Genomic DNA, 23,582 nt, shown 5'->3' with positions numbered 1-23,582 from the left:
CCCTCGGGGCCACCCGATGGATCACTCTTCCGACAGCGAAACGGCGCGGTTGCATCGCCGTATCGCGGAGCTCGAGGGTCGCCTTCGTGAACGAGAGGCCGAGATCGCGCGCCTCGCCGGAACGGCTCTCACCGCGTCCGATCGCGAGCTCCTCGCGATCTTCCGTGCGATGACCGACGTGGTCCTGGTCCTCGATCGCGAAGGTCGTTACCTGAAGGTGGCACCCACGCGGCCGGATTTGCTCTACGCGCCATCCATCGACCTGGTGGGCCGCACCATCCGCGAAGCCATCGGCCCGGAGGCCGAGGCGCAGTTTTTACCGCCGATCTTGCGCGCATTGGAGACGCGCCAGGTCGTCTACCTCGAGGAGTATGCGCTTCCGATTCAGGGCCGGAACATCTGGTTCTCGGGCTCCGTGTCACCCATGACGGAGGACTCGGTCGTCTTCGTGGCCCGCGACATCACGGATCGCAAAGATGCCATCGAGCAACGCGTCCGGCAGGAGGAATTGATCCGCGCGCAATCGCTGATGCTCGCGCAGCTCTCGTCGCCGTTGATTCCCATCAGCGATTCCATCGTCGTCATGCCCCTCATCGGCGCCCTCGACGAAGCGCGCGTTCACCGCATCACGGAATCGCTGCTCACCGGCATCATCGATCAACGGGCCCGGGTGGCCATCATCGACGTGACCGGCGTCACCGAGGTCACCGCCTCCCTCGCCGAGATGATCGTCCGCGCCGCCCACGCCACGCGCCTCCTCGGCGCGAATGTCATCCTGAGCGGCATCCGCCCCAACGTCGCCAAGTCCCTCGTCGAAATCGGCGCCGACCTCGGCGACATCGCCTGCCACACCAACTTGAAAAACGCCATCGCCTCGGCCATGGCCGCGTTTGCAGGTTAGCCCGTCAGCCTGCCAGGCGCGCCTCGAGCCGTTGCACCCGCTCTTCGAGCGCCGCGATGCGGGCGCGATCTTCACGCTGCTCGAAATCGTTGCGCAACTGGCGGACGTCTTCCTGCAGCTGACGAATCTCCGTCGAGTGATGCCGGACCGCGAGCTCCACGAGGTCGAGGCGCTGCTCGATCCGGTCGAGGCGCTGCTCGATCCGGTCGAGGCGCTGCTCGATCCGGTCGAGGCGCTGCTCGATCCGCTCGATCCGCTCTTGCATTCCCTGCATGTACTCGAACATCACTTTTTGCTGGGACCGCACGTCCTCCAGAATGACCCCCACGTTGTGGTAGGTTTGGAGAACCTTCTGAAGGACGTCTTCTTTTACGGAAGCCACCTTCTTTCGTGGTGCCTTCTTGCTCGGGGTGCTCTTGCGCGCGGCCATGACCGCCCCATCCGAGCACGTCTACACGGCAGCGGCAAGACAGCGCCGTTCGTGCGGCGCTACGAACCCTCGAGCACGTCGAGGTAGGCATCGAGGGACGTCACTTGCTCGGCCTTCGCGTCGATCACTTGGCCCTTCGCGTCGCGAATCGGCGTGAGCACTGGAGGCACCGTGGCCAGCGCGCGGGGCAGGTTGAGCGACTTCACGCGGGCGATGACTTGATCGCGCCATGTCGTATTCAAGCGGCTTCCGTACTTCTCCACCAAGGCGGCCATGGCGGCTTTGTCGCCCGTCGCCTTGATGCGTTGGTGCTCGGTCAGGAGCTCGCCCGCGGCGCGGCGCCAGGCATCGGGGTCCTTCACGGTGAAGAAGATCTTTCCGTTGCGCTCTTCGACCTTCGTCACGCCCTTTTCCAGGAAGATGCCCAGCCGAATGAACGCGCCCTGCATGTGATCTTCTTCGATGCGATCGCCTTCGGGCACCCAGGAGAGAAACTCCAAGGTCATCGCCTCCTCGAGCGAGGGATAGACGCGCGCGCATGCCGCGTCGGGCAAAAGGCCGATCTGCACCGTCTTCGGATCGCCGATCAGGTAATTCGCCACCAAGTTCGCCCGGCCTTCCTCCATCGCGGAGTAGTAGGGCGCCAAAAGCTTCGATGGGTCGCCCTGCAAGGTGCTGCTCACCTTCCCCGAGCCGTGGCCGGTCACCTCGTGGAAGCCCACCGCCGCATCGACCAAGTACGGCAAACACCTCTGCACTTCGGCGCGCGACTCCGCCGCGACGAACTCGTCGAGCAGCTTCGCATCGCGCAACTCACGAAAGACGGTGAGCGAGCTCTCGTTGATGAAGTTCTTCGACCCGTGCGTCTCGCGCATCTCTTGCGAGTTCGGCAGATTCACCCCGCCGAAGGTGAAGAACCCCGCTTCACCGGTCGCCGCGAGCACGCTTACCGCGGCGGCCGCCGGCACGCGGAACACGTCGCGCTTGTACTCCTTCGGCGTGGGCAGCTTTTGCTCGAAGTACGCCGCCTCCCGCGCCAAAGCCTGCAGCGGCGGATCGTGCAGCGGATCGGCGATGGCCACGAAGGCCTCGAAGCTTCCTTTGCGCTGGCGCACGTCCAGCGCCACCTCGATGAAGCCCAAAATGTAATCCACGGGAAACGTCTGCGCGACCCATGCGATGTCGTGCTTGCGAAACTCCTCCGGCGTTCCCGTCGCGAGATAGTTCACCAGGTGCCGCAGCGCCTCTTTCTGCGCCGCCGGCGCCAGCGCGCTCGCGGCCTGCAGGTGCTCGATCACGCGCTTCAACTCGGGCGCGGCCAGCCCCGCCGGCGTCTTCGCGTCCCCGGAGCGGTACACCTGCTCGACGACCTTGCCCCCTTGCTTCACCAAACGCCCATTGAGCTCGTACTGCTCCTCGTACAGGTGCAGATCCTTGCTCGTGATGCCCTCGTAATGGTTCGACGCGCTCTCCGCGATGGGATCTTTCCCCACGCCCGGCGACTTGTTCACCTGCGCCGGCTGCACCTTCGGGTCGAACATCGCCGCGAGAAGCTCCGCCGGCACGCTCACGTCGGCTGCGCGCGCCGCCTTCTCGAACTCCGCGCGCGCGATGGGCGGCGTGTACTTCGCGCCCGTCGATTTGTCGTGCAGCCCATGGTGCACGAACAGAAAACGCCGGTACTCGAGCAGCTTGTCGCGCGTCCCCGGCTCGAGCTTGTCCCGCTTGGCCAAAATCCGCTGCACCGCCTGCCGCGCGGGCCATGCGAAGCGCGATGTCTGCATCGTGAAAATCACGTCGCCCGCCAGTGCCGCACTCGCGAGGTGGTACGCCAGCGCGCGCTGCTCCGCGCTAAGCCGCTCGAACCCCGACGGCGGATACGACGCCACCTGGATGTCCCCCACCATCCCCAGGGACTTCGACGTCGGTGCCTTCGGCGCTTGCGCGGCCGCGTGCGGTACTTCGCTCACCCGCGGTGCCGGGGCAGGAGGAGGGGCTGATGCTGGGGAACAAGCTACGAGCGCGACCAGCGAGGCCGCTGCAAGAAGGCGCATGTCCCCGATGGAATCACTTCGCCGAAATGGAGGCGAGTTCCAGGGTAATTTCCGGTGCCCCCGGCGGCCCATACGGCCCCTCGAAGCGCAAGAGCCGGTACGGCGCCTCGGGCTCGACCCACATGTAGTATTTCGGAATGAACGGCTTCGCCAGCCGCGTGAGCACGCTGCCCAGCGCGATCCAGTCGTTCAAGTCCGGGTAGAAGATCACCTCGACCGCATCGCGCGTTCCGATGGGAAGCGACAGCCGCGAGCGGCCCGCCGTTTCGACGTAGACCTTCGCCACGAACCGGTCGTTGATCCACGCGTACACGCTTCGCCGCTTCCCATCGAGCGGCAGCCACCCCAGGCAGAAGGGAAGGGTGACCTCCGGGTACGTCGCCTCCGGCAGCGGCATCGCGTCGTGGTGGAATTCCGCGACCTCCTCCTCGCGCACGCACCGCCCGTCGTTCCCGAGCACCCGCCGCGACACCGACTTGGTCAAAAGCGCGCCGCTTCGTCGCGAAAACCGAATCTCCTCCTCGAGTTGGCCGCGCAAGATGGGCTGCTTGGCCGTGAAGAGCACCCCGTCGGCATCCTGCGTCAGCTCCACCACGCTCCCGCGGGACGGATCGGTGTCAACCACGTGTTTCGCCTCGAGAATCGAGTGAAACGCCCGCTTTTCGCGCGGCCGAATGGCATACTTCGCCGTGGACTCGAAGCCGCGCGGCGGCTCGGGAAGAAGGGCTATCTGAGACATCGCACTCCTTTTACGCTCTTCCCGTATGTCCGGCAGACCAAAAATTTGGCCCAGACCGGACGGGCATGATGAAGCAGGGGTGTCATGAGCACCCCGCTTTCCAACGGAGAGATCGTCGTCGGGCTGGACGTCGGCACCACCAAGGTATGCGCCGTCGTGGGCGAGGTGGCCGAAGATGGGATCACCATCCTCGGCGTCGGCTCGGTTCCCTGCCGCGGACTGCGCAAGGGCATCGTGTCCAACATCGACTGGACAGTGCGATCCATCAAGGATGCCATCGAGAGCGCCCAGACCATGGCCGGCGTGGAAATCCGCACGGTGTACGCCGGCGTCGCGGGAAGCCACATTCGGTCCATGGTGTCCGACGGCGTGGCCGCCATCGCCGGCGGTGAGGTCACCCGCGCCGACGTGGAGCGCGTCCTCGAAGGCGCCCGCGCCATCCCGGTCGATGCCGATCGCCAGATCCTCCACGTGCTCCCCCGGGAGTACGTCGTCGACACCCAGGACGGCATCCGCGATCCCATCGGGATGAGCGGCGTGCGCCTCGGCGTTAAGGTCAATCTCGTGACGGCGGCCACCACCTGCGTGCAAAACGTCATTCGCTGCGCCGAGCGCTGCAACCTCGCCGTGGCCGACGTGGTCCTCGAGCCGCTCGCGAGCGCCGAATCGGTGCTTTCGGACGACGAAAAGGAAATTGGCGCCGCGGTCATCGACATCGGCGGCGGCACCACGGACATCCTTCTCTACGTCGACGGCGGAATCGCGCACACCAGCGTCATCCCCGTCGGGGGCAACAACATCACCAACGACATCGCCGCGGGCCTTCGCACCCCGATGGCCGAAGCCGACCGGCTCAAGCGGCTCTCGGGCTGCGCGCTCGGCCGCATGGTCGCCGACGACGAGGAAATCGAAGTCCCCGGCGTGGGCGGGCACCCCCCGCGCCGCGTCGCCCGCCGCGTCCTCTCGGACATCGTCGAGCCGCGCGTCGAGGAAATTTTCGCCGTCGTGCGCAAGCGCATCGAGGACACGGGCCTCATCGAGCAGCTCTCCGCGGGTGCGGTTCTCACCGGCGGTGCGGTCCTCCTCGAGGGAATGACCGAGTTCGCGGAAGAAGTGCTGGGCATGCCGGTTCGCATCGGCCACCCCGTCGGGGTCCGCGGCCTCACGCAGCTCATCGCCGGTCCGCAATACGCCACGGGCGTGGGCCTGGTGAAATACGGCGCCCAGGTCATGAGCGAGGCCGCCGTGCGCGAGGCGTCGCCGCCGGCGCAATCGATGATGCGCGTGCAGTCTGGCGCCAGCAAACCGGCCAAGGACGCGGCCGTCATGACCCTCCCGCGCGCGGAGAAATCCAAGCTGTGGGAGTGGATCAAGCAGGCTTTCTAAGTGGTTCGATAAATAAGCACCAAGAATTTGTACCCGGTTCGACTGATTCCTTAGATTGAAAAAATCACGGATTCGGCGGTGAACGAGAAGAGGCGCTCGGCCATCGCAAGTCTTTCGACGGATCCAAAGATGAAGGTAGACCGCTAGGGCCGCGTTGGTCCACGGGAGGACGGCGATGAGTTTCTCGATCGAGTTCGCGGACGAGCAGCAGGAGTACCAGGCGCGCATCAAAGTCATCGGCTGCGGCGGCTCCGGCGGGAACGCGGTCAACACCATGATCAACTTCGGCCTGGAGGGCGTGGAGTTCATCGTGGTGAACACCGACGCGCAGGCGCTGAACGCCAATTTCGCGCCCACCAAGCTGAACATCGGCAACAACGTGACCAAGGGTCTCGGTGCCGGTGCAGACCCCGAGCGCGGGCGCAAAGCCGCGCTGGAGGACGTGCAGCGGATCAAGGAATTGATCAGCGGCGCCGACATGGTTTTCGTCACCGCCGGCATGGGCGGCGGCACCGGCACGGGCGCAGCCCCGGTCATCGCGCAGCTTGCGCGTGAGGAAGGTGCGCTGACCGTCGGTGTGGTGACCAAGCCGTTCCTCTTCGAGGGACGCCAGCGCGCCCGCCGTGCGGAAGTCGGCCTTTCCGGGCTGGCCGAGCACGTCGATACGCTGATTACGATTCCGAATCAGAAATTGCTTTTGCTGGGCGACGAAGATCTTACCTTCATCGATGCATTCCGCAAGGCCGATGAAGTTCTTTATCAAGCCGTCAAAGGTATTAGCGATTTGATTACCCAAAACGGTATCGTCAACGTCGACTTTGCCGACGTGAAGACCGTGATGAGCGAGCGCGGTCGCGCCCTCATGGGTACCGGCATCGCCAAGGGGCAAAATCGCGCCCGCATGGCCGCCGAAATGGCCATTACCTCACCGCTGCTCGACGATATTTCCGTCGAGGGCGCGACGGGAATCCTGATCAACATCGTCGGCGGTCCCGACCTGAAGATGCGCGAAATCCAGGAGGCGGCCTCGCTCGTGCAAGAGCAGGCGCACGAGGACGCGAATATCATCTTCGGTTCGAGCATCGACGAGTCGCTCGGCGAGAACGTCAAGGTCACGGTCATCGCCACCGGCTTCGACGTGGCCGATCGCGTGCTCCTGCAGGAAGCTGCCGCCCGCGGCCAGCTTTCCACGCCGCAGCCCATTCCGACGCACCAGCTGCGCGACTCGAGCTACAACATGCGCGCGCCGGCCTATCCGACGATGCGCCCGCAGGCGCCCGCCTACCCCGAGCCGCAGCAGCACGTGCCCGCGGTCTCGCGCCGCGCGCCCGCTCCGCAGTACGCGCAGACGCAGCCCTCCGCGGGCCAGCAAAGCCGTCTGCCGATGCGCGAGCAGCCCGATACCCGTCGTGATGCGCGCTGGGCCGAAGTGCCCGAGTCGCGCGGTCGCGCCGAGCGCAGCTCGAGCTTCCCCGCCTTCGAGACGGATTGGGACGTGCCCGCCTTCCAGCGTAAGCACGGCGGCTAATCGCGCCACACAATCACGCCAACACGGCAAATGGAAATCACGGGCCGGCTGCAGATTCTTTGCAGCTCGGCCCGTTTTTTATCGCGTGCTACCGAGCGTGTATGCGCACCAAGTTCACGCTACTCGTGGGTATCGTTTTAGGTTGTTCCCCAATCGGCTGCGCGACGGAGAGCGCCGAGCCGGAAACGGGCGTGCAGGAATCGCAGGCGCAAGCTGCGTTCGTGCTCGACGTGCCGTACGTCGCACAGAATCCCGAGTTGCCGCGCGGCTGTGAGGTGACCGCGCTGACCATGCTGCTTCGATATGCCGGCATCGACGGTGCCGACAAAATGACCTTGGCGGAGCAGGTCGAAAAGGTTCCCTACTTGGAAGACGGCTTCCATGGGAATCCGTACGACGGTTTCGTCGGCGACATGTATACTTTCGAGAAGCCCGGATATGGCGTTTACCACGGTCCGGTGGCGCGCCTTGCCGAGCGGTATTTGCCCAACGAGATTGTGGACCTGACGGGGGCGAACTTCGACACGCTCCTCACGAAGCACGTGGCGAGGGGACGGCCGGTGTGGGTCATCAACAACGCGCTCTGGAGGAAGCTCGCCGACTCCGAATTCGAGACATGGCACACGCGCACGGGCGATATCCGGATTACCTGGGAGGAACACTCCGTGGTCATCACGGGCTTCGACGCGAACAATGTCTACATCAACGACCCGCTCGATCCGAGCAATGGCAAGAACAAGCGCCTCAATCGGAAGAACTTCCGCGAGGCCTGGGAGCAGCTGGGTCGTCAGGCCATCACGTATTATTCAGGCAAATGACCGGCGTGCCGAGGGCCTCTGCCTCCCGCACCACGGTGGAGAGTCCCTCGGCCTCCGATGCATGAACGAGCGCGTCGGCCGCCGCGATCCATGCCAGCGTTTCGCGGCGTGGCTTGCGGCCAACGAAGTGCACCTGGCCACCGCACGCGCGCGCCAACGTTTCCAACCGCGCCTGCTCCGGCCCATCGCCCACCACCACGAGCCTCACCCCATGCGCCGCCGCGTGCTCGATGGCGCGATCGATTCGCTTGCTCGGAACGAGGCGCGCGGCGCAGACCCAGAGAATTGAACAGGGAGACGGGGAGGCGGGGAGGTTTTTGGGGTTGGGGCCTGCGGGATCCCACGGGGGAATCGCGGGCATCTCGAAGGGCGGGGCCACGACGCGAGCGATGGGCTCGAGTGCCCGCTGCTCCTCCTGGTCCAGTGCGGACGAGAGATCGCGTCGCAGGGCCTCCGACGGAAAGCGCCACACCCGCGCATGCCGCAGCATCGCCCGCACCGCATGCCGCCGCACCGCGCCCGGAAGCGCCACCAAGAGCCGGACGTCACCTCCGTGCGACACGAGCTCCAGCTCCCCGCGGTGCTTCGCCGAAAGCGCGAGCAGCCCGCTGGGAACGACGAAATGCGCAATCGTCCGATCGAAGCGGCCCGCCGCGCGAAGCGCACCCGCGATTTGCGCCATGGCGAAGGGTACGGCGATGGCACGCCACGGCCGCTCGCGAAGGCGGGCCGCCACGCCGGGCCAACCAAAGGCGGGCCCCCGCGGAACGAAGACCTCCACCGTGGCGCCGGCGCGTCGCAGCTGCTCCACCTCGGCGCGCACGAAATGCCCTGACGCGTCATCGTCGTTGCGCGGATAACTGGTTGTCACGATGGCGACCCGGGTCACGTGCGGCGGCGACGATGCTAGATCTGTAGGCATGGTCTCGGATGCCCAAACGGTTCGCATCGAAGGCAAAATCCTCCAGCTCACCGAAGATCCGGCGCTTCTCGCGGCCCAGCTCGCCGGCGAAGAGCTCGCGTGGGATCCCGAACGCGCGCTCCTCGGCAACATCTCCACCGACGAGCTGACCCCGGGATGGGTTTGCTACTACTACGACGAAACCCTGGCGCGCTATTGCCTGGTCGGCCTTCGCGGCGGCGTCGTGCAGCGCGATCACATCAAGAACGGCGGCTTTGGCGTCATCGTCAGCGGCATCTCCAAGGGCTGCGGCTCCTCGCGCGAGACGGCGCCCTACAGTGAGCTCAAGTCCGGCGTGAAGCTCGTCATCGCCAAGAGCATCGAGAAGATTTACCGCCAGAATGCGCAAAACATCGGCCTTCTCACCAGCACCGACTTCGGCCTGATCCCGCGCATCGCCCGCGGTGAGGCCATTCCCATGGAGGAGTTCACCCGCGGGCTCGATGCCATCAGCGCCGCCGTCGTCGAACACGGAGGCCTCTTCGCCTACAACCGCGCGCGCATGGCCGGCCGCACCACGCCGCCCGCCATCACCACGGCCCCGCGGCCCATGACCCTCGCGGAAAAGATCCTCGCCGCCCACGCCATCGTGGACGCGAGCCGCGGCACCGTGGGCGTGCCCGCCGTGAAACCCGGCGACGCCTTCTTCGCGCGCACCGACGTGCGCTTTTCGCACGAGTACGTGACGCCCATGGCCGACGCCATCTTCCGCGCGGAGCTCGGCGACGAGGCCAAGGTCAAAGACCCCGAGAGCGTCTTCGCCTTCCGCGATCACCTCACGTTCCTCGATCGGGTCATGTCCAAGGCCCACCGCGACATGGGCCTCGACGCCCAGGCCCGCGAGCTCGCGACGGTGCAAGAGGAATTCAGCCGTCGCCACCACGTGAAGCTCTACGGCGAGGTGCAGCGCGACGGAAAGCTCGTGGGCTCCGACGCCATCTGCCACAACAAGGTCATCGAGGAGATTGCGCTTCCCGGGCAGCTCGTCGCCGGGACGGACTCGCACACGTGCATGGCCGGCGCCCTCGGATGCTTCGCCTTCGGCGTGGGCTCCACCGATATGGCCAACGCGTGGTTCACCAAGGACATCCGGGTCACCGTGCCCGAGACCGCGCGTTTCGTGCTTCGCGGCGCCTTGCCCTCGGGCGTCTGCGCCAAAGACGTCATGCTCCACATCCTGAGCCAGCCCTTCTTCAAGACCGGCCAGGGCATCGGCAAGGTTCTCGAGTTTGCCGGCGATGGCATCGCCGCCATGCCGCTGGACGAACGCGCCACCCTCACCAACATGGCCGTCGAGGCGGGCGGCTTCACGGGCATCATCGAGGCCGATGAGGTGGTCGTCGATTATTTGGTCGCCCAGCGCGGCCTCGACGCCGACAGCGTTCGCGCGCGCATCGTGCGTGCCGATCCCGGCGCGAGCTACGTGGCCACCTTCGACATCGACCTCGGGGCCCTCACGCCGATGGTCGCCACCCCGGGCGACCCACGCAATGGCATCCCCATCGATTCCCTGTCGCCATCATCCAACGTGAAAATCGACATTGCCTACGGCGGCTCGTGCACCGGCGGCAAAAAGGCCGATATGGACATGTACGCCACCGTGCTCCAATCCGCGGTGGAGCAGGGCAAGCGCGTCGCCGATGGCGTGCACCTGTACATCCAGTTCGGATCGCAGGACATCCGCCGCTACGCCGAATCACGCGGGTACCTGGACATCTTCCACCGGGCCGGTGCGGAATTGGTCGACCCCTCGTGCGGCGCCTGCATCAAAGCCGGGCCCGGCGTCAGCGATTCGCCCGACCAAGTCACCGTGAGCTCCCAGAATCGGAATTTTCCCGGACGAAGCGGTCCCGGAAAGGTGTATCTTGCAAGCCCATTGGTCGTTGCCGCGAGCGCCATCGCAGGTCATATCGTTCACCCGGCTGAGATCGCGGCCTCCCTGAAGGCCGTTTAGTCTCCTCTAGACACCGCTCGCCCGGGCCCCGCGGCCCGAAACCTCTGGCGGGGTGGACTACTTTACGCTACGAGTCCGCCCCAATGGCAGCGACGATCCAGGCCAACAGCTACGCGACGGTGGCCTACACCCTCAAAACCCCCGAGGGAGTCGTCATCGACGGCAGCTCCGTCGAAGGTGGCGAGCCAATTCAATACGTTCACGGCTACGGGACCCTCGTTCCGGGACTGGAGGCTGCGCTCGAGGGCCTCAAGGCGGGGGACGCCAAGGAGATTGTCATCCCCGCCGACGAAGGCTTCGGCGAGCGTGACGAGGATCTGGTGCTGATCATCGATCGCACCGAGTTCCCCGATCCGGCGGCCATCGAGCTTGGGGACGAATTCGTCGCGGAGTTCGGCGAGGGCGAAGAGCTTGCGATGCGCGTCGTCGAGATTCAGAAAGACGTCGTCCGCGTCGACGCGAACCACCCGCTCGCGGGGGTCGACCTGCACTATTCGATCAAGGTCGAAGAGGTGCGTGATGCCACGCCCGAGGAAATCGAGCAGGCGCGCGCCGAGCAGGAAGAAGACGACGACGATCACGAGCACGGTCCAGACTGCGACCACGATCACGACGAAGACGACGAAGATTTGGAAGACGAGGACGACGACGACCTCGACGAAGAGGAAGACGAAGAAGAAGAGGACGAGAAGCCCTCGTGACCGAAGCTGGTTACACTGGCCCGTTACACGGCCAGGTTACACGGGCAGGTTACAGAGGGCGCAAAACGCCGGGTGAAAGCTCCGGGCCGGCATAAATCGGCAACCGGATTCGTTGTTTGGACAGGCCTCGCTTTTAGGGGAACTCATGAGCAATAACAAAGTCATCAACTCTTGGGATTGGGACATTCGCGTTCGAGAGCGCAACCTTCGCAGCGGCGTTCTGACCGACAAGGACATCGAGAAGCAGCGCGCCGGCTTGCCGGACGTGTCCGATCTCGCGGAGCCCATTTCCCTTTCGCAGCCGGCACTCGCCGCCGAGCCGCCCCCGCCGCCTTCGTTCGTGGCGCCGCCTCCTCCCCCCGCCGAGCGCCCCGTCCCGCCGCCGCCTGCCCCCGAGAGCACGCGCGTTGCCGCTCCCCCGGCCCCGCCGCCTCCCCCTGCGCCGCCGCCCGTCGTGGCTGCGCCTCCGGCCCCCGCGCCGGTGGCCGCCGCTCCCGTGGCCCCTGCGCCGGTCGTCGCGCCCCCAGCGCCGGTTGCGCCGGTTGCGCCGCCTCCGGCCCCGCCGCCCGCGGCCGTTGCTGCCCCGGAACCGCCGCCCCCGCCGCCGGCTGCCCCCGCGCCGGCCTTCGAAGAGGTGGCGCCGGTCGTCGCCGCCGAGCCGTCCGCCCCGGCGCCCGCGCCCGTTGCTGCTGCCGCGCCGGTCGAGGCGCCGCCTGCGCCCGCGCCCGTTGCGGCGGAAGAAGCCTCCAGTGACGAGGAAGACGACGACGAGGACGAGGAAGCCCCGGAGCCGCCGCCCGATCAAGCCAGCGAGGAACCGTGAGCCAGAAGCCGCCGGAGGAACTGCCGAGCATCGACTTTTCGACGTTCGTGCTGTCGCTCAGCCATTCGGCGCTTCTCCACCTCGGAGAGGCGCCGCATCCCGACACGAACCGGCTCGAAAAGAACCTTCCGCTCGCGCGGCAGACCATCGACCTCATTGCCCTTCTCGAAGAGAAGACCAAAGGGAATCTCACGGGAGACGAAGAGCGTCTCCTCCATCAGATTCTCTTTGATTTGCGCATGCGGTACGTGGAGCTCACCAAAACGAAAGGCTAAAACGCAATGCGGAATTGGGCGATCCTCGCCGTGGCTCCTGTCGTGGTGTTGGGCGTGCTCTCGACGGCAGCCTGCGGCAAACGAAGCAGCGGTGGTGCATCGGCGGAGGAGCTTCCCTCCGGCGCCGTCCCCGTACCCAGCGGGGTCGTTCAAGTTCCAAAGGGCCCGGCCCTCTCGAATGCAGGGCCGGAGCTCGCGAAGAGCGGGCCTCTCAGCTTTGCGCCCATTGCCAAGCAGGCCGATCCCAGCGTGGTGACCATCGCCACCATCGGCGAGGAGATCGAGGCGCTGCCCGGCTTCACGATGCGCGGCCGCCGCCGGGAGATCAAAGGCCTCGGCACGGGCTTCATCATCGACAAGGACGGCACCGTCCTCACGAACAACCACGTCATCGAGGGCGCGGAGGTCATCACCGTGCGCCTTGCCGACAACCGGGAATACCCGGGCAAGCTCGTAGGCCGCGACCCGCGCACGGACATCGCCGTGGTCCGCCTCGAGGCGAAAGATCGCTCGGGAGCCGCTTTTCAGCCCCTCCCGCTGGGCGACTCCGACGGCGCCGAGGTGGGCGATTGGACGGTCGCCATCGGCAACCCGTTCGGGCTTTCGCACACGGTGAGCGCGGGCATCATCAGCGCCAAAGGCCGCACCCGCGACGACGTGCCGCTCGATCCCACGGGGTATTACAACTTTTTGCAGACGGACGCGTCCATCAACCCCGGCAATTCCGGCGGCCCGCTGCTGAACCTGCGCGGCGAGGTGGTGGGCATCAACACCGCGATCCGCGGTGGCGGCGCGCAGGGCATCGGGTTCGCGATCCCCATCAACATGGTCAAGCAGCTGCTTCCCATGCTGCTGCGCGATGGACACGTCACGCGCAGCGCCTTGGGCGTGCGCATCCGCGACATCCGCGAGCTCGCGCCGGAAGATCGCACGGAGCTCAAGTTGACCGACGACAAGGGCGCGGTCATCGAGTACGTCGCCCCCGGCAGCCCCGCCGACAAGGCCGATCTCAAGCCTGGCGACGTCATCGTGCAGTTCGACGGCCAGGCCATCGACCGCGGCACCTTGCTCTCCTGGATGGCGAGCACCGCCGGCGTCGGAAAAACGGTTACCCTCCGCGTGCTGCGCATGGGCAAAGCCTTCGATTTGAAGGTCACTTTGGGTGAGCTGCAGGAGAAAGACATGCCCAAGCCCCGCCGCGTCTCCCCCTTGCCCACGCCGTAGAGCAACGTAAATCTCTGCCCGTGCCCGTGCCCGTGCCCGAAAATCCTCAGCGAGAAGACCGGGGAGGTGTACGTGCACGGGTTGAACCGAGCAGCAATGGCTGAGCGGGCAGAACGAGCAGGCTCTTGTGACTTCGCCGCACCGAAACTATGGGTAGAGGGGTGAGTGTTCACCCGTCGTCGGAATCGCCTCCGTCCTCCCCCGCGCTGGATGGCCGGGAGGGCGAGGAGGAGCCCGAGGCCGACTCGCGTGAGGGCGCACTTGCTGGCGCTCCCGGCGGCCCGAGAAGCCCCCACGTGGTGCCCGGGCCGGTGAATACGCGCGCCCATGCGGCGTCCAACAAAGCGCAGAGGGCAAAAGAAGCAGAGGAGGATCGGCAACTTATCGCACGGGCACAAGCAGGTGACATGGCCGCGTTCCGACAGCTCGTGGAACGGCACCAACGGCGCGCCTTTGCCATTGCCTTGGCCCTCGTCCGTGACGAGAACGACGCCCGCGAACTCGTTCAGGACGCTTTTTTGAGGGTCTTCAAGAGCCTCCATAGCTTCCAGGGATCATCGAGCTTTTTCACCTGGCTGTACCGCATCATCACGAACCTCAGCATCGACCTGCTCCGCAAGCCGGGCCACAAGCTCGTCGAACCGGACGAACGCCGTCACGAAGAGGAAGACCAGGAGTCCCTTTTCCCCTTCGTCAGCCGCGTGGAAGGTGCCGATCCCGTCGATGTCGTCCGCCGGCGCGAAATCGGTGTGCGATTGCAACAGGCGCTCGAAGCGCTACCGCCCTATCACCGGGGCGTCATCGTGATGCGAGAAGTCGACGGCCTTAGCTACGAAGAAATGGCGCAGGCCATGGGAGTTTCAAAAGGTACGATCATGAGCCGCCTATTCCACGCACGTCAGAAGCTCCAGCGAGCCTTGGCGGATTGTTATGCCGAGCAGGTGGGCACGCCACCTGAGAGCGTGGATCCCGCCTCCGATGTCGCCCCGCAAGCGGGTCGGGGCGCGGAAGAGCCGGGCGAGGAGGGGGCCCAATGACCGCCGGTTCTCCCTTCGGGGAAGAGGCCATGCTCGATTTGATGGCCTACGCCGACGGCGAGCTCGAGGGCGCTGCCGCCGAACGGGTGGCGGCCTGGGTTGCTCGCGACGCCGAAGCCGCCCGCTGGGTCGAGGAGTTTCGCACGCTGTCCGAGTGCATCGCGGTGAGCGAAAGCGCGCGGCCCGTTCCCAAGGCCGTCGATCGCATCGTCGACTCCGTGATGGAAAAGGCGACCCGCTACGAGGTGGATCGCAAGCCGAACGCGGACCCCAAACCGATTCGCATGCGCCGCGCGGTGGTGGCCGGCACCGTTTCCGCCGCCCTTGCCCTGGCTGCAAGCTGGTTCATGTTCTTCCGCACGCCGGATTTCCCCGAGACGTCCGCACCGACGACGGTCGCCAGCACGGCGCCCGCAGCGCCCTCGGAGCCCGAAACGCCGGGAACCGAGCCTTCGGCCGTGGCCGCGGCGCCCGAAAACGAAGTGACGCCGGGCGGCGTCGAGTTGGAGCAGGTGGAGTCTCCCTCGCGCGAAATATCGGTCTTCTACGTGCCGGCGGTCTCGGGTGAGTCGGCCTCGAGCGTCGTGGTTTGGATCGGCGACAACAAGCCAGGAACCAAGTGATGGCCCTTCGATCCGGGTTGGTCGCGCTCTCTCTTTCGGCTCTTTCGGCTCTTTCGATCGCCGCGCTCGGCATCCCGGCGGTCATCGTCACGACGTCGTCGGTCGCGCATGCGGAGGCGGAGGACTCGGCCAACGTAGAAATCCTGGTGCTTCACGCCACGCAGCAAGCAGGCGCCGGCGCCATCGATCCGAGCATTGGCAACCTTCCGCAGCTGAAAAAGCCGCCGTTTAGCTCCTTCAACACGTACAAGCTGCTCGACCGCAAGGGCATCACCCTCAAAAAGGGCCAACCCATCGAGTACGCCCTCGTGGACGGTCGCAAGCTCAATCTCGTGCTGCTCGAGAAAACGCCGAAGCCCGAGCGCTACCGCCTCGCGGCCAGCATCGACGCCTCCAAGGGCGAGGCGTTTCTCAAGAAGATCGAGGTGACGGCGTCGCCCAACGAGCCCTTCTTCGTTGCGGGTCAGAGCCACAAGGGCGGCATCTTGGTCCTCGGCATCGCCATCAAGGGCGCCGGCGCCGCGAAGTAGCTATTTGCCGATGGCGGCGCGGTAAAGCCAGCCCTCGTTGGCGAAGCTTTCGCCGTACTTCACCTGGTACCAGCCGCCGTCTTGGCTTGCACCGAGCCGCACGTTGGTCCCGCGCGGAAGGCGTGCCACGACCTGCCCGGTGCGCGGCTTGTCCCGCACGATGGCCACCTCCCACATGATCTGCGTGGCGGTGCCCGCAGGCTCGGCCGGTGCCGCGGGCGTGTTGCTGCGCGCGGAAGGCGAGGAGCCGGTCGACACCTTGGAGACGAAGTTCGCGTTGTAGAGGAGCGAATACGTCGGGTGCTCGTGCGAGACGGCCGACAGCGAAACGGACTCGAAGCTTTGCTTCAAGCACGTGAGCAAGCCGTCGGGATCTTTGACGGTGGAGTTCTTGCCCAGCGTGAAGCCGGTCTTGTTCGAGTTGAAGTCCAGGTTGAAGATGACACCGAACTTCCCCTCGGCGCCCTGCGCGGCGGCGCACTGCGAGAGTTTCTTCATGCGCGGCTGCACGATCGCATCGAACGCGATGGGGCCGCACGCCATGCCCTTGATGAGCTCACCGCCGGAGGTGCGGCACCCGAGGAGAATCCCGCCCTTCACGAGAATGTCCGGCGCATTGGCGGGTTGCACGGCCGGCGCGCCTGCGGAGGAGGGCACGTTGGCCGAAACACTGGGCACGTTGCCCGAGGAGGCCGACGCGGAGGCCTCGGCGGCCGCCTGCTGTTCCTTCTGTTCTTTGGCCTGCTCTTTTGCGTGGGCGGCCACGGCCTCCGAGGGTGCGTTGGGGCCGATGCGAACGCCGGCTACCTTGGGCCAGGCGACGCCCACGACGAACCCGACGATGGCGATGGCGGCGACCCGCAGCCACGACGGTTCGTCGGCTTTCCCCTTGGGAATGTCGACGGAATACGGCGGTCCTTGGCGCTTGTTGCTTTCCACGGGAGAAGAACGCGTTCTAGCACGCCACCTCTTCCTACATGAAAAACCCGGCGAAAGTTCCCGGCCGGCCGCGCTAGGTGTCGCCGCTCGTATCGAACGGGGCCGTGCGCGCGCGGCCGGATTCGTCGACGTGGAGGAGCTCTTCCACGCGCTTCTGCGCACGGTCGAGCCGGCGCTGCGAGATGGCCGAGAGGCGCACGCCCTGCTCGAACAGCGCGACCGATTCCTCGAGGGGAAGGTCGCCCCGCTCCAGCCGTTGCACGATTTCGGTGAGCTGCCGAACGGCTTGCTCGAAGGACGGCTCGTCGTTCGGATCGGGTGATGCCTGGCTCATGGCTTCGCAGGGTCGTACGCCGGGACCCGTGGCGCAAGGATCAAACGCGCCGTGCCGGGAGGAACCCCCGGGACCAGCGCATAGCCGTCCACGTCGAACACGATGGGGATGGCGATCCCGTCTGCGCGCACCAAGGTTCCCAGGAGATCCGGGGGCGGCTTGCCCCCATCGGCCGTCGTTGCCCGGAGCCAGGTGACGTCCGCCGGCGCGGCCTCCAGCGGCGGGGGCACGCCCTCCAGGGCACGCGCGGCCAGCCAGCGCACGCCATCGTCTGGATCGAGCCGGGCGGCCGCCTTGAGCGTCTCGCGCCGCGCCGGTGCATCGCGGTCCTGCCCCATGCGCGAGGCCAAGGCCAGCACCAATGCGTAGCGCACCGTCGCATCCGGCTCGTAGCGGTACGCGGCCGCGAGTCGCCCCACCGCATCGGGCACCGGCGAGCCCCCCAGACCGCGCGCCGCATGCGCCCGCAGCAGCGGATCGGTCGACTTGAGCAACGCGTTGACGTTCGCGTCCTCTTTCGTATCGCCCCGCTGCGCCAAGGCCAACGCGGCGAGCGGCGCATCGGCCTCCTGGCCCTCGGCCCGCGCGCGAAGCTCCAACGTCGTCACCTGGCCGGCCTGGTCGCCCGAAACGAGCCCTGCGAGCAGCGCCGTGCGGGTCAGCGGATCGCGCTCCACGGTAAAGCGCGCGAGGACCTTCGCCGCGGCATTGCGCTCCGCCCCCGCGAGCGACGCCAGGGCCGCGCTCCTTCGCACGCGTGCATCGGGATCGCCCAGCTCCTTTTCGAGCGAGCCCTCTCCCACGGCAAGACGGGCGAACACACCCAGGGCTCGGTCCGCGCCTTCGCGCGACTGCGCCAGCTGCTCGATGGTGCGCGCGAACACCGAGCTCTTTTCGCCTCGCACCAGCGCACGCACGAGGGCCCCACGCACACCGAGCCGCCGCGTCGCCGGATCGCTGAGCGCCTTGTCCAAGGTTGCTTGCGCGCCGCGCATCGGCGAGCGCCCGAGCGCGTGGGCCGCATCCCCCGAAAGAAGCGGATTGCGCAGCCAGCCCGCGAGCGCCGCGAGGGCCTGCGGCGAATGCGCATAACCCAGCGCGGCCACCGCCGCACGCCGCAGATCGGCGTCGATCGGTGCGTTGGCCCGCGCGATGAGCGCCCGTTCCACGCCGTCGTCCTGCGCCGTGCGCGCGAGCTCGATGCCCTGCGCAAGGGTGGAGGTGTCATCGATCAGCGCCTTCACGGCGCGAAATCGCTCCGGTGCATCGAGCAGCACCAGCGCGCGCGCCGCCGCCGCCCGCACGCGCGCATCGACGTCGCCCAAGGCCGCGCGTGCCAACTCCGCCCCGCGCCCATCGCCCATCTCGCCCAGCGCGGAGAGCCCGGCGGCGCGCGTCACGGGATCCATCGAGCGCGCAGCCTGACGGAGCGCATCGAGGGCGCGCAAATCGCCCGTGCGAACCGCGAGCCGAATGGTCGCCGGCGTCACCAGCGAGGGCCCCACGAGGGCCGCATTGCGTGCAGGCCGCGCCGCGAGCGCGGTCATCGCTGCTTTTTGCCCCACGCCACCGGCCCGCAAAATCCCGAACAGCGCCTCCTCGGCGTGCGCATCGCCCGATTGCGCGAGCGCCAGGGCCGCGGTCCCGCGCGCCATTTCGAGCCGCGCGACTTGGTCGGCATCGAAGGCACTCGATGCATCGTCCGTGCGCGCACTGCGGCTTGCCGAGGGATTCGGCGTGTTCACCAGGTTCACCAGCGCCGCGCGCGTGGCTGGCTTGTCCGCCGAGGGCGCCAGCGCGCGGGCCACCTCGATGAGCGCCCGCGCATCGAGGCGCACCGTGCTCGAAGGCTCGGCGATGTCGATCAAGCGGGCCACGGCCTCGGGCGTGCCCAAGGTCGCCGCCCGAAGGATCCCGCGCAGGCGGTTGTCGGGATCGTCCGACCGCAGAAGGCGCTCCACCAGATCGAGCCCGAAGTGCGCGCGCAGATCGGTCGTCGTTTCGAGCGCGCGGGGCTCGGCGGACGCGGGAGGCCGCGGCCGGCCCGGCGCAGGGCGCGTCTGCACGCGCTGTGCGACGGCCTGCGCGGGAGCCGCCCCCAGCACGAGTGCAATCAGGGGCGGGACGAGCAGGCGCCTCACGGGGACTCGCTCTTTGGCTTACCCTCCGGCAGAGGGCAGCCGTTCTTGTCGCCGGGCTGCGCCACGCCTGCCACCCGCGGGCATTTGTCCTCGGAATCGACGATGCCGTCATCGTCGTCATCGATCTCCGGGCAGCCGTCGCCGTCCTCGAAGCCGTCGCGATCCTCGGGGATCTCCGGGCACTGGTCGACGTCGTCGGCCACCCCATCGTGGTCCTGATCGTGCTCGCGCGGCGCCCACGAAAGGGCCACGATGCCGCGCAAGGTGGGGACACCGTAAGCCGCCGTCAAGCCGACGTCGACGCCTGCGATGAGCGAGAAATCCCGCTGCTTGCCGAGGGCGATCCGGTCCGAGAGCGCGAGCATCATGGGGCTCAGCTTCGAACTACCGGGATCCCCCGTTCCAAATGGTCCCGACGGCCCTGCGGGAAGCGAACCATGCACCGCCAGCTCCCAGAGCTGCCGGTTGTCGCCATCGACGCCCAGGATGCCCGGGCGCATGAGGATGCCGAAGGTCCACGGGATCTCGTCGCCGTAACGCACGTCGCCGAACGAGCGCCGCTCGGTCCGCAAGGTGTAGCCGGCGCTCGCCTGCACGCCCAATACGAGAAGCGTGTACTCTGCAAGAATGCGCGCGCCCACCCGTGTGCTGCCATCTCCCTGGAACCCGGTACGGGCGCCCGTGGGCACGAGCACGTTGTTGAGCAGGGCGAGCCCGAAGCCTCCTTGCTCGTTGGACACGACGGTGACCTTGCTGTGCAGGCCCACGTCGCCCATCACCGTTTTGGGCAGGGACTCGCTTTGTCCGCTCTGATAGAGCACCGCCGGCACGCTCGCGCCGAGGGCCACGATGCGCCCTAGCCCGATGCCCAAGGTCAAATCGGCGCCGATGGCATGCTCCACCGCGCGCACTTTGTCGGCGGTGCCGGGCGGCTCCAGATCCACCGGGTGCAGCGCATAGTGGAACCATGCGCCGGCGTTCCAGTTCCACGACCCCGGCGTGAGCACCGGCTCGAGCACCAGGTTCGCGGCGTGGTCCGTGGAAGGGCGCCACGTGCGCGTGTCCACCGAGGGGAGATCTTCGGCCGAGGCCGGTCGCGTCGTGCCAAGTGCCGCGCCGAGCGCGATCAATGAGATAAGAGCCGTCCGGGAGCGCATACGTCTGCGAAGACTACGCGCCCTGAGCCTCCCATGTCGACGTCGTGTCGGTGCCGCCTTCCGGAGGCGTCGCGCGTGGGGCCTCTTGCGGGTCCGCCGCGGCGAACTGCCGTTCGCGCCACCGCTTGATCCCGTAGCTCAGAATTTCCCCGATGAGCAGCCGATACTCCAGGTGCGCGCCGTTGGCGATGAGGCATAGATCGCTGTAGTTCGGGGTGAGGCCGGGCAGGGGATTCACCTCGATGACGTAAATCTGTCCCTCTCGGGTCATGCGCAGATCGATGCGGGCCACATCGCGGCAGCCCAGCGCGGTGAAGGTGGTGCGGCACACCTTTTCCATCGCGCGCACGTGCTCCTTGCTCAGCGACACGGGCGGGCACTCGTAGCGGACGTGACGTTCCCAGTCCTGCTTCATCGTGTAGCCGTAGACGGCTCGCTCCGAGGGCTCCAGAAAGACGATTTCCATGGGCGGCAGCACGCGCGGGCGCCTCTCTCCCAGGAGCCCCACGGTGAATTCGCGCCCGCGGATGTACTCCTCCACGATGGCCGGCTGCCCGTAGCGCTCGATGATTTCGCGCGCCACCTCGCGCACACCCGCCTCGGTGTCCACGACGCTCTTGCCGTTGATGCCCTTGCTCGTGCCCTCGGCGTTGGGCTTCACGATGACCGGGTAGCGGAAGCTCCGCAGCTTCTCGCGCCCCGTGTACAGCACTTGAAACTCGGGGGTGAGCACGCGTTCGCGCCCGGCCGCGAGCATGCGCTTGGCCAAGGCCTTGTCCAGGCAGATGCTCAAGGTTGCCGCATCGCTGCCGGTGTATGGCACGTTGAGCAGCTCGCACAAATTGGGCACCTGTGCCTCGCGGTTGCGGCCGCTGATGCCCTCGGCGATGTTGAAGACCAGATCGACGCGCGAGGCCATGAGCACGCGCGGGAAGTCCACCGTGGCCTCGAGTGGCACCACCGTGTGCCCATAGCTCTCGATGGCCCGTGTGATCGCTTCGATGGTCTTCGGGCTGTCGAATTCCGCCTCGCGATCGTCGGCGGCGGAGTCGATGCGCTTCATGTTGAAGGCCAGCCCCACCCGCAAAATGGGCCGCTTGCTGCCGGTGCCGTTTCTCCGCGGCTTGGTCGCATCGTACAGCGACAAAAGCCCCGCACGCGCGGTGGCCGCGCGAAGCACGGCGAGGATGGTGGCGTGGTAGTCGAGCCCCACCGCCTTCGTCGCCGCGAAGAGCGATGCGGTGGGCCCGAAGCTCGGCAGGCACGTCGCGCTGAGGAAATGGACCTGCCCATCGAGCCCCACGCGAAAATCGAGCGAGCCCACATCGCGCATGCCCAGCGCCGAAAACGTGCGCTCGGCGAGATCGCTCACCCGTTCGAGCAGCGCGCGAGGCAGGTGCGCCGGCACACGCCACGAGACGAACGATGCCTCTTCGTGCTTCAGCGCGTAATCGAACAGATCGAAGCGGCGCGCGTACGTCGGGTCCACCACGACCTCGACGGGCGGCAGCGGGGGCAGCCCATCGACGCGGGAGACCCGCAGATCCGTGCCCGAAATGTAGCGCTCCACCAGGACGCCGTCGGGGTAGCGTGCGAGCAGGCGATCGAGCGCGTGACCGAGCTCGATGGAGTCTTCGGCGACGTTGGCTTGCGTGACGCCTTTCGAGGATCCTTCGAAGTTCGGCTTGGCGACGACGGGATAGGGAAGCTCGTCGAGCCCTCCGTCTTTGAGCGACGCCCGCGTGATCATGCGGCCGCGCGGACTCGAGACGCCGTAGCCCGCGAGGATGCGCTTGGTCAGCGCCTTATCGAGCGTGATGCACAGCGCGTAGGCGTCGCTGCCCGTGACGGCGATGCCGAGTTCCTCGAACAGCGCGGGGTAGAAGCCGCGCCGCATCTTGCCGCGCCGCCCTTCGGCGGTGTTGAAGATGATGTCCGGCGCGTACGCCTCCAAGCGCGCCACCAGCCGCGATGCGGGGCCGGAGACTTCCATGCGCTCGACGACGTGCCCCGCTTTGGTGAGTGCGCCGCTGATCGCGGCGATGGTTTCTGGGCTGTCGAACTCCGCTTCCTCTTCCGATGCACTCAGCTTCAGATTGTGCGTGAGGGCGATCCGCATGTCCCATCACGCTATCAAAAGCCATTACGGTGCCTAGACGCACGCCCGCGTCTTTACGCATCCTTAAGCTGCTAGGCTGAGGAGAACTACTCGGCGTCGCCCGCGCTCGGGCGGCTTTCGTCCACCGCGAGCGTGTCGACCAGCGACAGCGACGGGGTGGCACCCGCTCCGGCTTGGGGCACCCTCGAAAGCCGGGGCAGCTTGTGAGCCATGCGGCGGCGCTTCGTGTCCAGATAGCCGGCGCTGTACGGGTTGGGCGCGATGATGACGGGCTGGCGACCCACCACTTCGACCCCGAGCGCTCGCAGCGCCTCGACCTTTTCCGGGTTGTTGGTCAAAAGGTGGATGCTGCGCACACCGAGGAACTCGAGAATGTCCGCCGCGATGTCATACTTGCGCGCGTCGTCGGGGAGGCCGAGTAGCCGGTTTGCGTCGACCGTGTCGTGGCCGCGGGCCTGCAGATCGTACGCGCGAATCTTGTTGGTCAGCCCAATGCCGCGTCCTTCTTGGCGGAGGTAAACCACGGCGCCGCGCCCGACGCGCGCCACTTCGGCCATCGCGTAATCCAGCTGCTCTTTGCAATCGCACTTGAGCGAGCCGAAAACCTCACTGGTCATGCATTCAGAGTGCACGCGAACGGGGATGCCCTTCGCTCCGTCGACATCTCCGAAAACCAAAGCCAGGTGCTCTTTCCCGGTGCCGGTGCCGTCTCCAGCCTGATCCAAAAATACGTGCGTCGTGAATTCGCCGTGTCTGGTTGGAAGAGGACTCGAAGCTACCCAATGAAGTTGAGGCCGGATCACCCGAGCGGGGACGTGCATCTCAGCTTTCTCCTGTTTCGTCATGTGAGTCGGTCGCAAGGCCGCGGTTGCGGTCTGTCGCCGGAGCCAAACTTAGGACTGGCGCAG

General features: G+C 66.7%; 22 protein-coding genes. 12 read left to right on the top strand and 10 right to left on the bottom strand.

Annotated elements, in window-relative coordinates; genetic code table 11:
- Positions 1–16: 16 nt before the first annotated feature.
- Positions 17–901, top strand: a complete 885-nt coding sequence (locus tag LZC95_39295; GenBank protein ID WXA92484.1) for a PAS domain-containing protein — start codon at positions 17–19, stop codon at positions 899–901.
- Positions 902–905: 4 nt separating this feature from the next.
- Here LZC95_39295 and LZC95_39290 read toward each other — a convergent pair whose 3' ends face one another.
- From LZC95_39290 to LZC95_39280, 3 genes are all read right to left on the bottom strand, one after another.
- On the bottom strand, positions 906–1,229 hold the full coding sequence (locus LZC95_39290) for a hypothetical protein (protein WXA92483.1): 324 nt from the start codon (positions 1,227–1,229) through the stop codon (positions 906–908).
- Between the two features lie 161 nt (positions 1,230–1,390).
- Entirely contained in the window at positions 1,391–3,385 is a 1,995-nt protein-coding gene (locus tag LZC95_39285) for a dipeptidyl peptidase 3 (protein ID WXA92482.1), read from the bottom strand.
- Positions 3,386–3,398: 13 nt separating this feature from the next.
- On the bottom strand, positions 3,399–4,124 hold the full coding sequence (locus LZC95_39280) for a hypothetical protein (protein WXA92481.1): 726 nt from the start codon (positions 4,122–4,124) through the stop codon (positions 3,399–3,401).
- An 84-nt stretch (positions 4,125–4,208) separates the two neighbouring features.
- Here LZC95_39280 and ftsA point away from each other — a divergent pair, with 84 nt between their 5' ends.
- From ftsA to LZC95_39265, 3 genes are all read left to right on the top strand, one after another.
- Positions 4,209–5,510 (top strand): cell division protein FtsA, encoded by a 1,302-nt coding sequence (gene ftsA, locus LZC95_39275; protein WXA92480.1) that lies wholly within the window; start codon positions 4,209–4,211, stop codon positions 5,508–5,510.
- A gap of 175 nt (positions 5,511–5,685) precedes the next feature.
- Complete coding sequence (ftsZ, locus tag LZC95_39270) at positions 5,686–7,038, top strand: cell division protein FtsZ (GenBank protein ID WXA92479.1); 1,353 nt, start codon at positions 5,686–5,688, stop codon at positions 7,036–7,038.
- Positions 7,039–7,139: 101 nt separating this feature from the next.
- Entirely contained in the window at positions 7,140–7,856 is a 717-nt protein-coding gene (locus LZC95_39265) for a C39 family peptidase (protein ID WXA92478.1), read from the top strand.
- Here LZC95_39265 and LZC95_39260 read toward each other — a convergent pair.
- The gene (locus LZC95_39260; protein WXA92477.1) at positions 7,834–8,778 is read right to left on the bottom strand and encodes a glycosyltransferase family 4 protein; all 945 of its coding nucleotides are present in this window, start codon (positions 8,776–8,778) and stop codon (positions 7,834–7,836) included. The two genes, LZC95_39265 and LZC95_39260, sit on opposite strands and share 23 nt — an antisense overlap.
- Between LZC95_39260 and LZC95_39255 the strand changes: the two genes are divergently transcribed.
- The 8 genes from LZC95_39255 to LZC95_39220 all read left to right on the top strand — a co-directional run bounded on the left by LZC95_39255 (position 8,777) and on the right by LZC95_39220 (position 15,984).
- Complete coding sequence (locus tag LZC95_39255; protein WXA92476.1) at positions 8,777–10,771, top strand: 3-isopropylmalate dehydratase; 1,995 nt, start codon at positions 8,777–8,779, stop codon at positions 10,769–10,771. The genes LZC95_39260 and LZC95_39255 overlap by 2 nt on opposite strands.
- Positions 10,772–10,854: 83 nt before the next feature.
- Entirely contained in the window at positions 10,855–11,472 is a 618-nt protein-coding gene (locus tag LZC95_39250) for a peptidylprolyl isomerase (GenBank protein WXA92475.1), read from the top strand.
- 145 nt (positions 11,473–11,617) lie between these two features.
- Positions 11,618–12,295, top strand: a complete 678-nt coding sequence (locus LZC95_39245; GenBank protein WXA92474.1) for a hypothetical protein — start codon at positions 11,618–11,620, stop codon at positions 12,293–12,295.
- Entirely contained in the window at positions 12,292–12,570 is a 279-nt protein-coding gene (locus LZC95_39240) for a DUF1844 domain-containing protein (GenBank protein ID WXA92473.1), read from the top strand. The genes LZC95_39245 and LZC95_39240 overlap by 4 nt, the downstream gene beginning before the upstream one ends.
- 6 nt (positions 12,571–12,576) lie before the next feature.
- Positions 12,577–13,794 carry a trypsin-like peptidase domain-containing protein gene (locus tag LZC95_39235; protein ID WXA92472.1) on the top strand — a complete coding sequence of 406 codons (1,218 nt, stop codon included), beginning with the start codon at positions 12,577–12,579 and terminating at the stop codon, positions 13,792–13,794.
- A gap of 161 nt (positions 13,795–13,955) precedes the next feature.
- On the top strand, positions 13,956–14,831 hold the full coding sequence (locus tag LZC95_39230) for a sigma-70 family RNA polymerase sigma factor (GenBank protein ID WXA92471.1): 876 nt from the start codon (positions 13,956–13,958) through the stop codon (positions 14,829–14,831).
- On the top strand, positions 14,828–15,454 hold the full coding sequence (locus LZC95_39225; GenBank protein ID WXA92470.1) for a hypothetical protein: 627 nt from the start codon (positions 14,828–14,830) through the stop codon (positions 15,452–15,454). The genes LZC95_39230 and LZC95_39225 overlap by 4 nt, the downstream gene beginning before the upstream one ends.
- Entirely contained in the window at positions 15,454–15,984 is a 531-nt protein-coding gene (locus LZC95_39220; protein ID WXA92469.1) for a hypothetical protein, read from the top strand. The genes LZC95_39225 and LZC95_39220 overlap by 1 nt, the downstream gene beginning before the upstream one ends.
- On the opposite strand, the gene LZC95_39215 is transcribed toward LZC95_39220, so the two are convergent.
- From LZC95_39215 to ribA, 6 genes are all read right to left on the bottom strand, one after another.
- Entirely contained in the window at positions 15,985–16,923 is a 939-nt protein-coding gene (locus tag LZC95_39215; GenBank protein WXA92468.1) for an SH3 domain-containing protein, read from the bottom strand.
- A gap of 73 nt (positions 16,924–16,996) precedes the next feature.
- A complete protein-coding gene (gene xseB, locus LZC95_39210; GenBank protein WXA92467.1) occupies positions 16,997–17,257 on the bottom strand; it encodes an exodeoxyribonuclease VII small subunit in 261 nt (86 codons plus the stop codon).
- Positions 17,254–19,398, bottom strand: a complete 2,145-nt coding sequence (locus LZC95_39205; GenBank protein ID WXA92466.1) for a HEAT repeat domain-containing protein — start codon at positions 19,396–19,398, stop codon at positions 17,254–17,256. The genes xseB and LZC95_39205 overlap by 4 nt, the downstream gene beginning before the upstream one ends.
- A complete protein-coding gene (locus LZC95_39200) occupies positions 19,395–20,555 on the bottom strand; it encodes a thrombospondin type 3 repeat-containing protein (GenBank protein ID WXA92465.1) in 1,161 nt (386 codons plus the stop codon). The genes LZC95_39205 and LZC95_39200 overlap by 4 nt, the downstream gene beginning before the upstream one ends.
- 13 nt (positions 20,556–20,568) lie before the next feature.
- A complete protein-coding gene (locus LZC95_39195) occupies positions 20,569–22,674 on the bottom strand; it encodes an ATP-grasp domain-containing protein (GenBank protein WXA92464.1) in 2,106 nt (701 codons plus the stop codon).
- A gap of 86 nt (positions 22,675–22,760) precedes the next feature.
- Positions 22,761–23,495 (bottom strand): GTP cyclohydrolase II, encoded by a 735-nt coding sequence (ribA, locus tag LZC95_39190; GenBank protein WXA92463.1) that lies wholly within the window; start codon positions 23,493–23,495, stop codon positions 22,761–22,763.
- Between the last annotated feature and the right edge of the window lie 87 nt (positions 23,496–23,582).

The sequence above is a fragment of the Sorangiineae bacterium MSr12523 genome, from assembly GCA_037157775.1.
In the GTDB taxonomy this organism is placed as follows: domain Bacteria; phylum Myxococcota_A; class Polyangia; order Polyangiales; family Polyangiaceae; genus Pendulispora; species Pendulispora brunnea.
The sequence above is the reverse complement of the archived record's forward strand: the minus strand, read 5'-3'. Positions and strand labels throughout refer to the sequence as shown.

What these genes read in the sequence shown, in the direction of transcription:
- LZC95_39220 (WXA92469.1), top strand. Translation starts at nt 15,454, where the DNA reads ATGGCCCTTCGATCCGGGTTGGTCGCGCTCTCTCTTTCGGCTCTTTCG.
- LZC95_39195 (WXA92464.1), bottom strand. Translation starts at nt 22,674, where the DNA reads ATGCGGATCGCCCTCACGCACAATCTGAAGCTGAGTGCATCGGAAGAG.
- ftsZ (WXA92479.1), top strand. Translation starts at nt 5,686, where the DNA reads ATGAGTTTCTCGATCGAGTTCGCGGACGAGCAGCAGGAGTACCAGGCG.
- LZC95_39235 (WXA92472.1), top strand. Translation starts at nt 12,577, where the DNA reads ATGCGGAATTGGGCGATCCTCGCCGTGGCTCCTGTCGTGGTGTTGGGC.
- xseB (WXA92467.1), bottom strand. Translation starts at nt 17,257, where the DNA reads ATGAGCCAGGCATCACCCGATCCGAACGACGAGCCGTCCTTCGAGCAA.
- LZC95_39250 (WXA92475.1), top strand. Translation starts at nt 10,855, where the DNA reads ATGGCAGCGACGATCCAGGCCAACAGCTACGCGACGGTGGCCTACACC.
- ftsA (WXA92480.1), top strand. Translation starts at nt 4,209, where the DNA reads ATGAGCACCCCGCTTTCCAACGGAGAGATCGTCGTCGGGCTGGACGTC.
- LZC95_39225 (WXA92470.1), top strand. Translation starts at nt 14,828, where the DNA reads ATGACCGCCGGTTCTCCCTTCGGGGAAGAGGCCATGCTCGATTTGATG.
- LZC95_39245 (WXA92474.1), top strand. Translation starts at nt 11,618, where the DNA reads ATGAGCAATAACAAAGTCATCAACTCTTGGGATTGGGACATTCGCGTT.
- LZC95_39295 (WXA92484.1), top strand. Translation starts at nt 17, where the DNA reads ATGGATCACTCTTCCGACAGCGAAACGGCGCGGTTGCATCGCCGTATC.
- LZC95_39285 (WXA92482.1), bottom strand. Translation starts at nt 3,385, where the DNA reads ATGCGCCTTCTTGCAGCGGCCTCGCTGGTCGCGCTCGTAGCTTGTTCC.
- LZC95_39260 (WXA92477.1), bottom strand. Translation starts at nt 8,778, where the DNA reads ATGCCTACAGATCTAGCATCGTCGCCGCCGCACGTGACCCGGGTCGCC.
- LZC95_39280 (WXA92481.1), bottom strand. Translation starts at nt 4,124, where the DNA reads ATGTCTCAGATAGCCCTTCTTCCCGAGCCGCCGCGCGGCTTCGAGTCC.
- LZC95_39265 (WXA92478.1), top strand. Translation starts at nt 7,140, where the DNA reads ATGCGCACCAAGTTCACGCTACTCGTGGGTATCGTTTTAGGTTGTTCC.
- LZC95_39200 (WXA92465.1), bottom strand. Translation starts at nt 20,555, where the DNA reads ATGCGCTCCCGGACGGCTCTTATCTCATTGATCGCGCTCGGCGCGGCA.
- ribA (WXA92463.1), bottom strand. Translation starts at nt 23,495, where the DNA reads ATGCACGTCCCCGCTCGGGTGATCCGGCCTCAACTTCATTGGGTAGCT.
- LZC95_39255 (WXA92476.1), top strand. Translation starts at nt 8,777, where the DNA reads ATGGTCTCGGATGCCCAAACGGTTCGCATCGAAGGCAAAATCCTCCAG.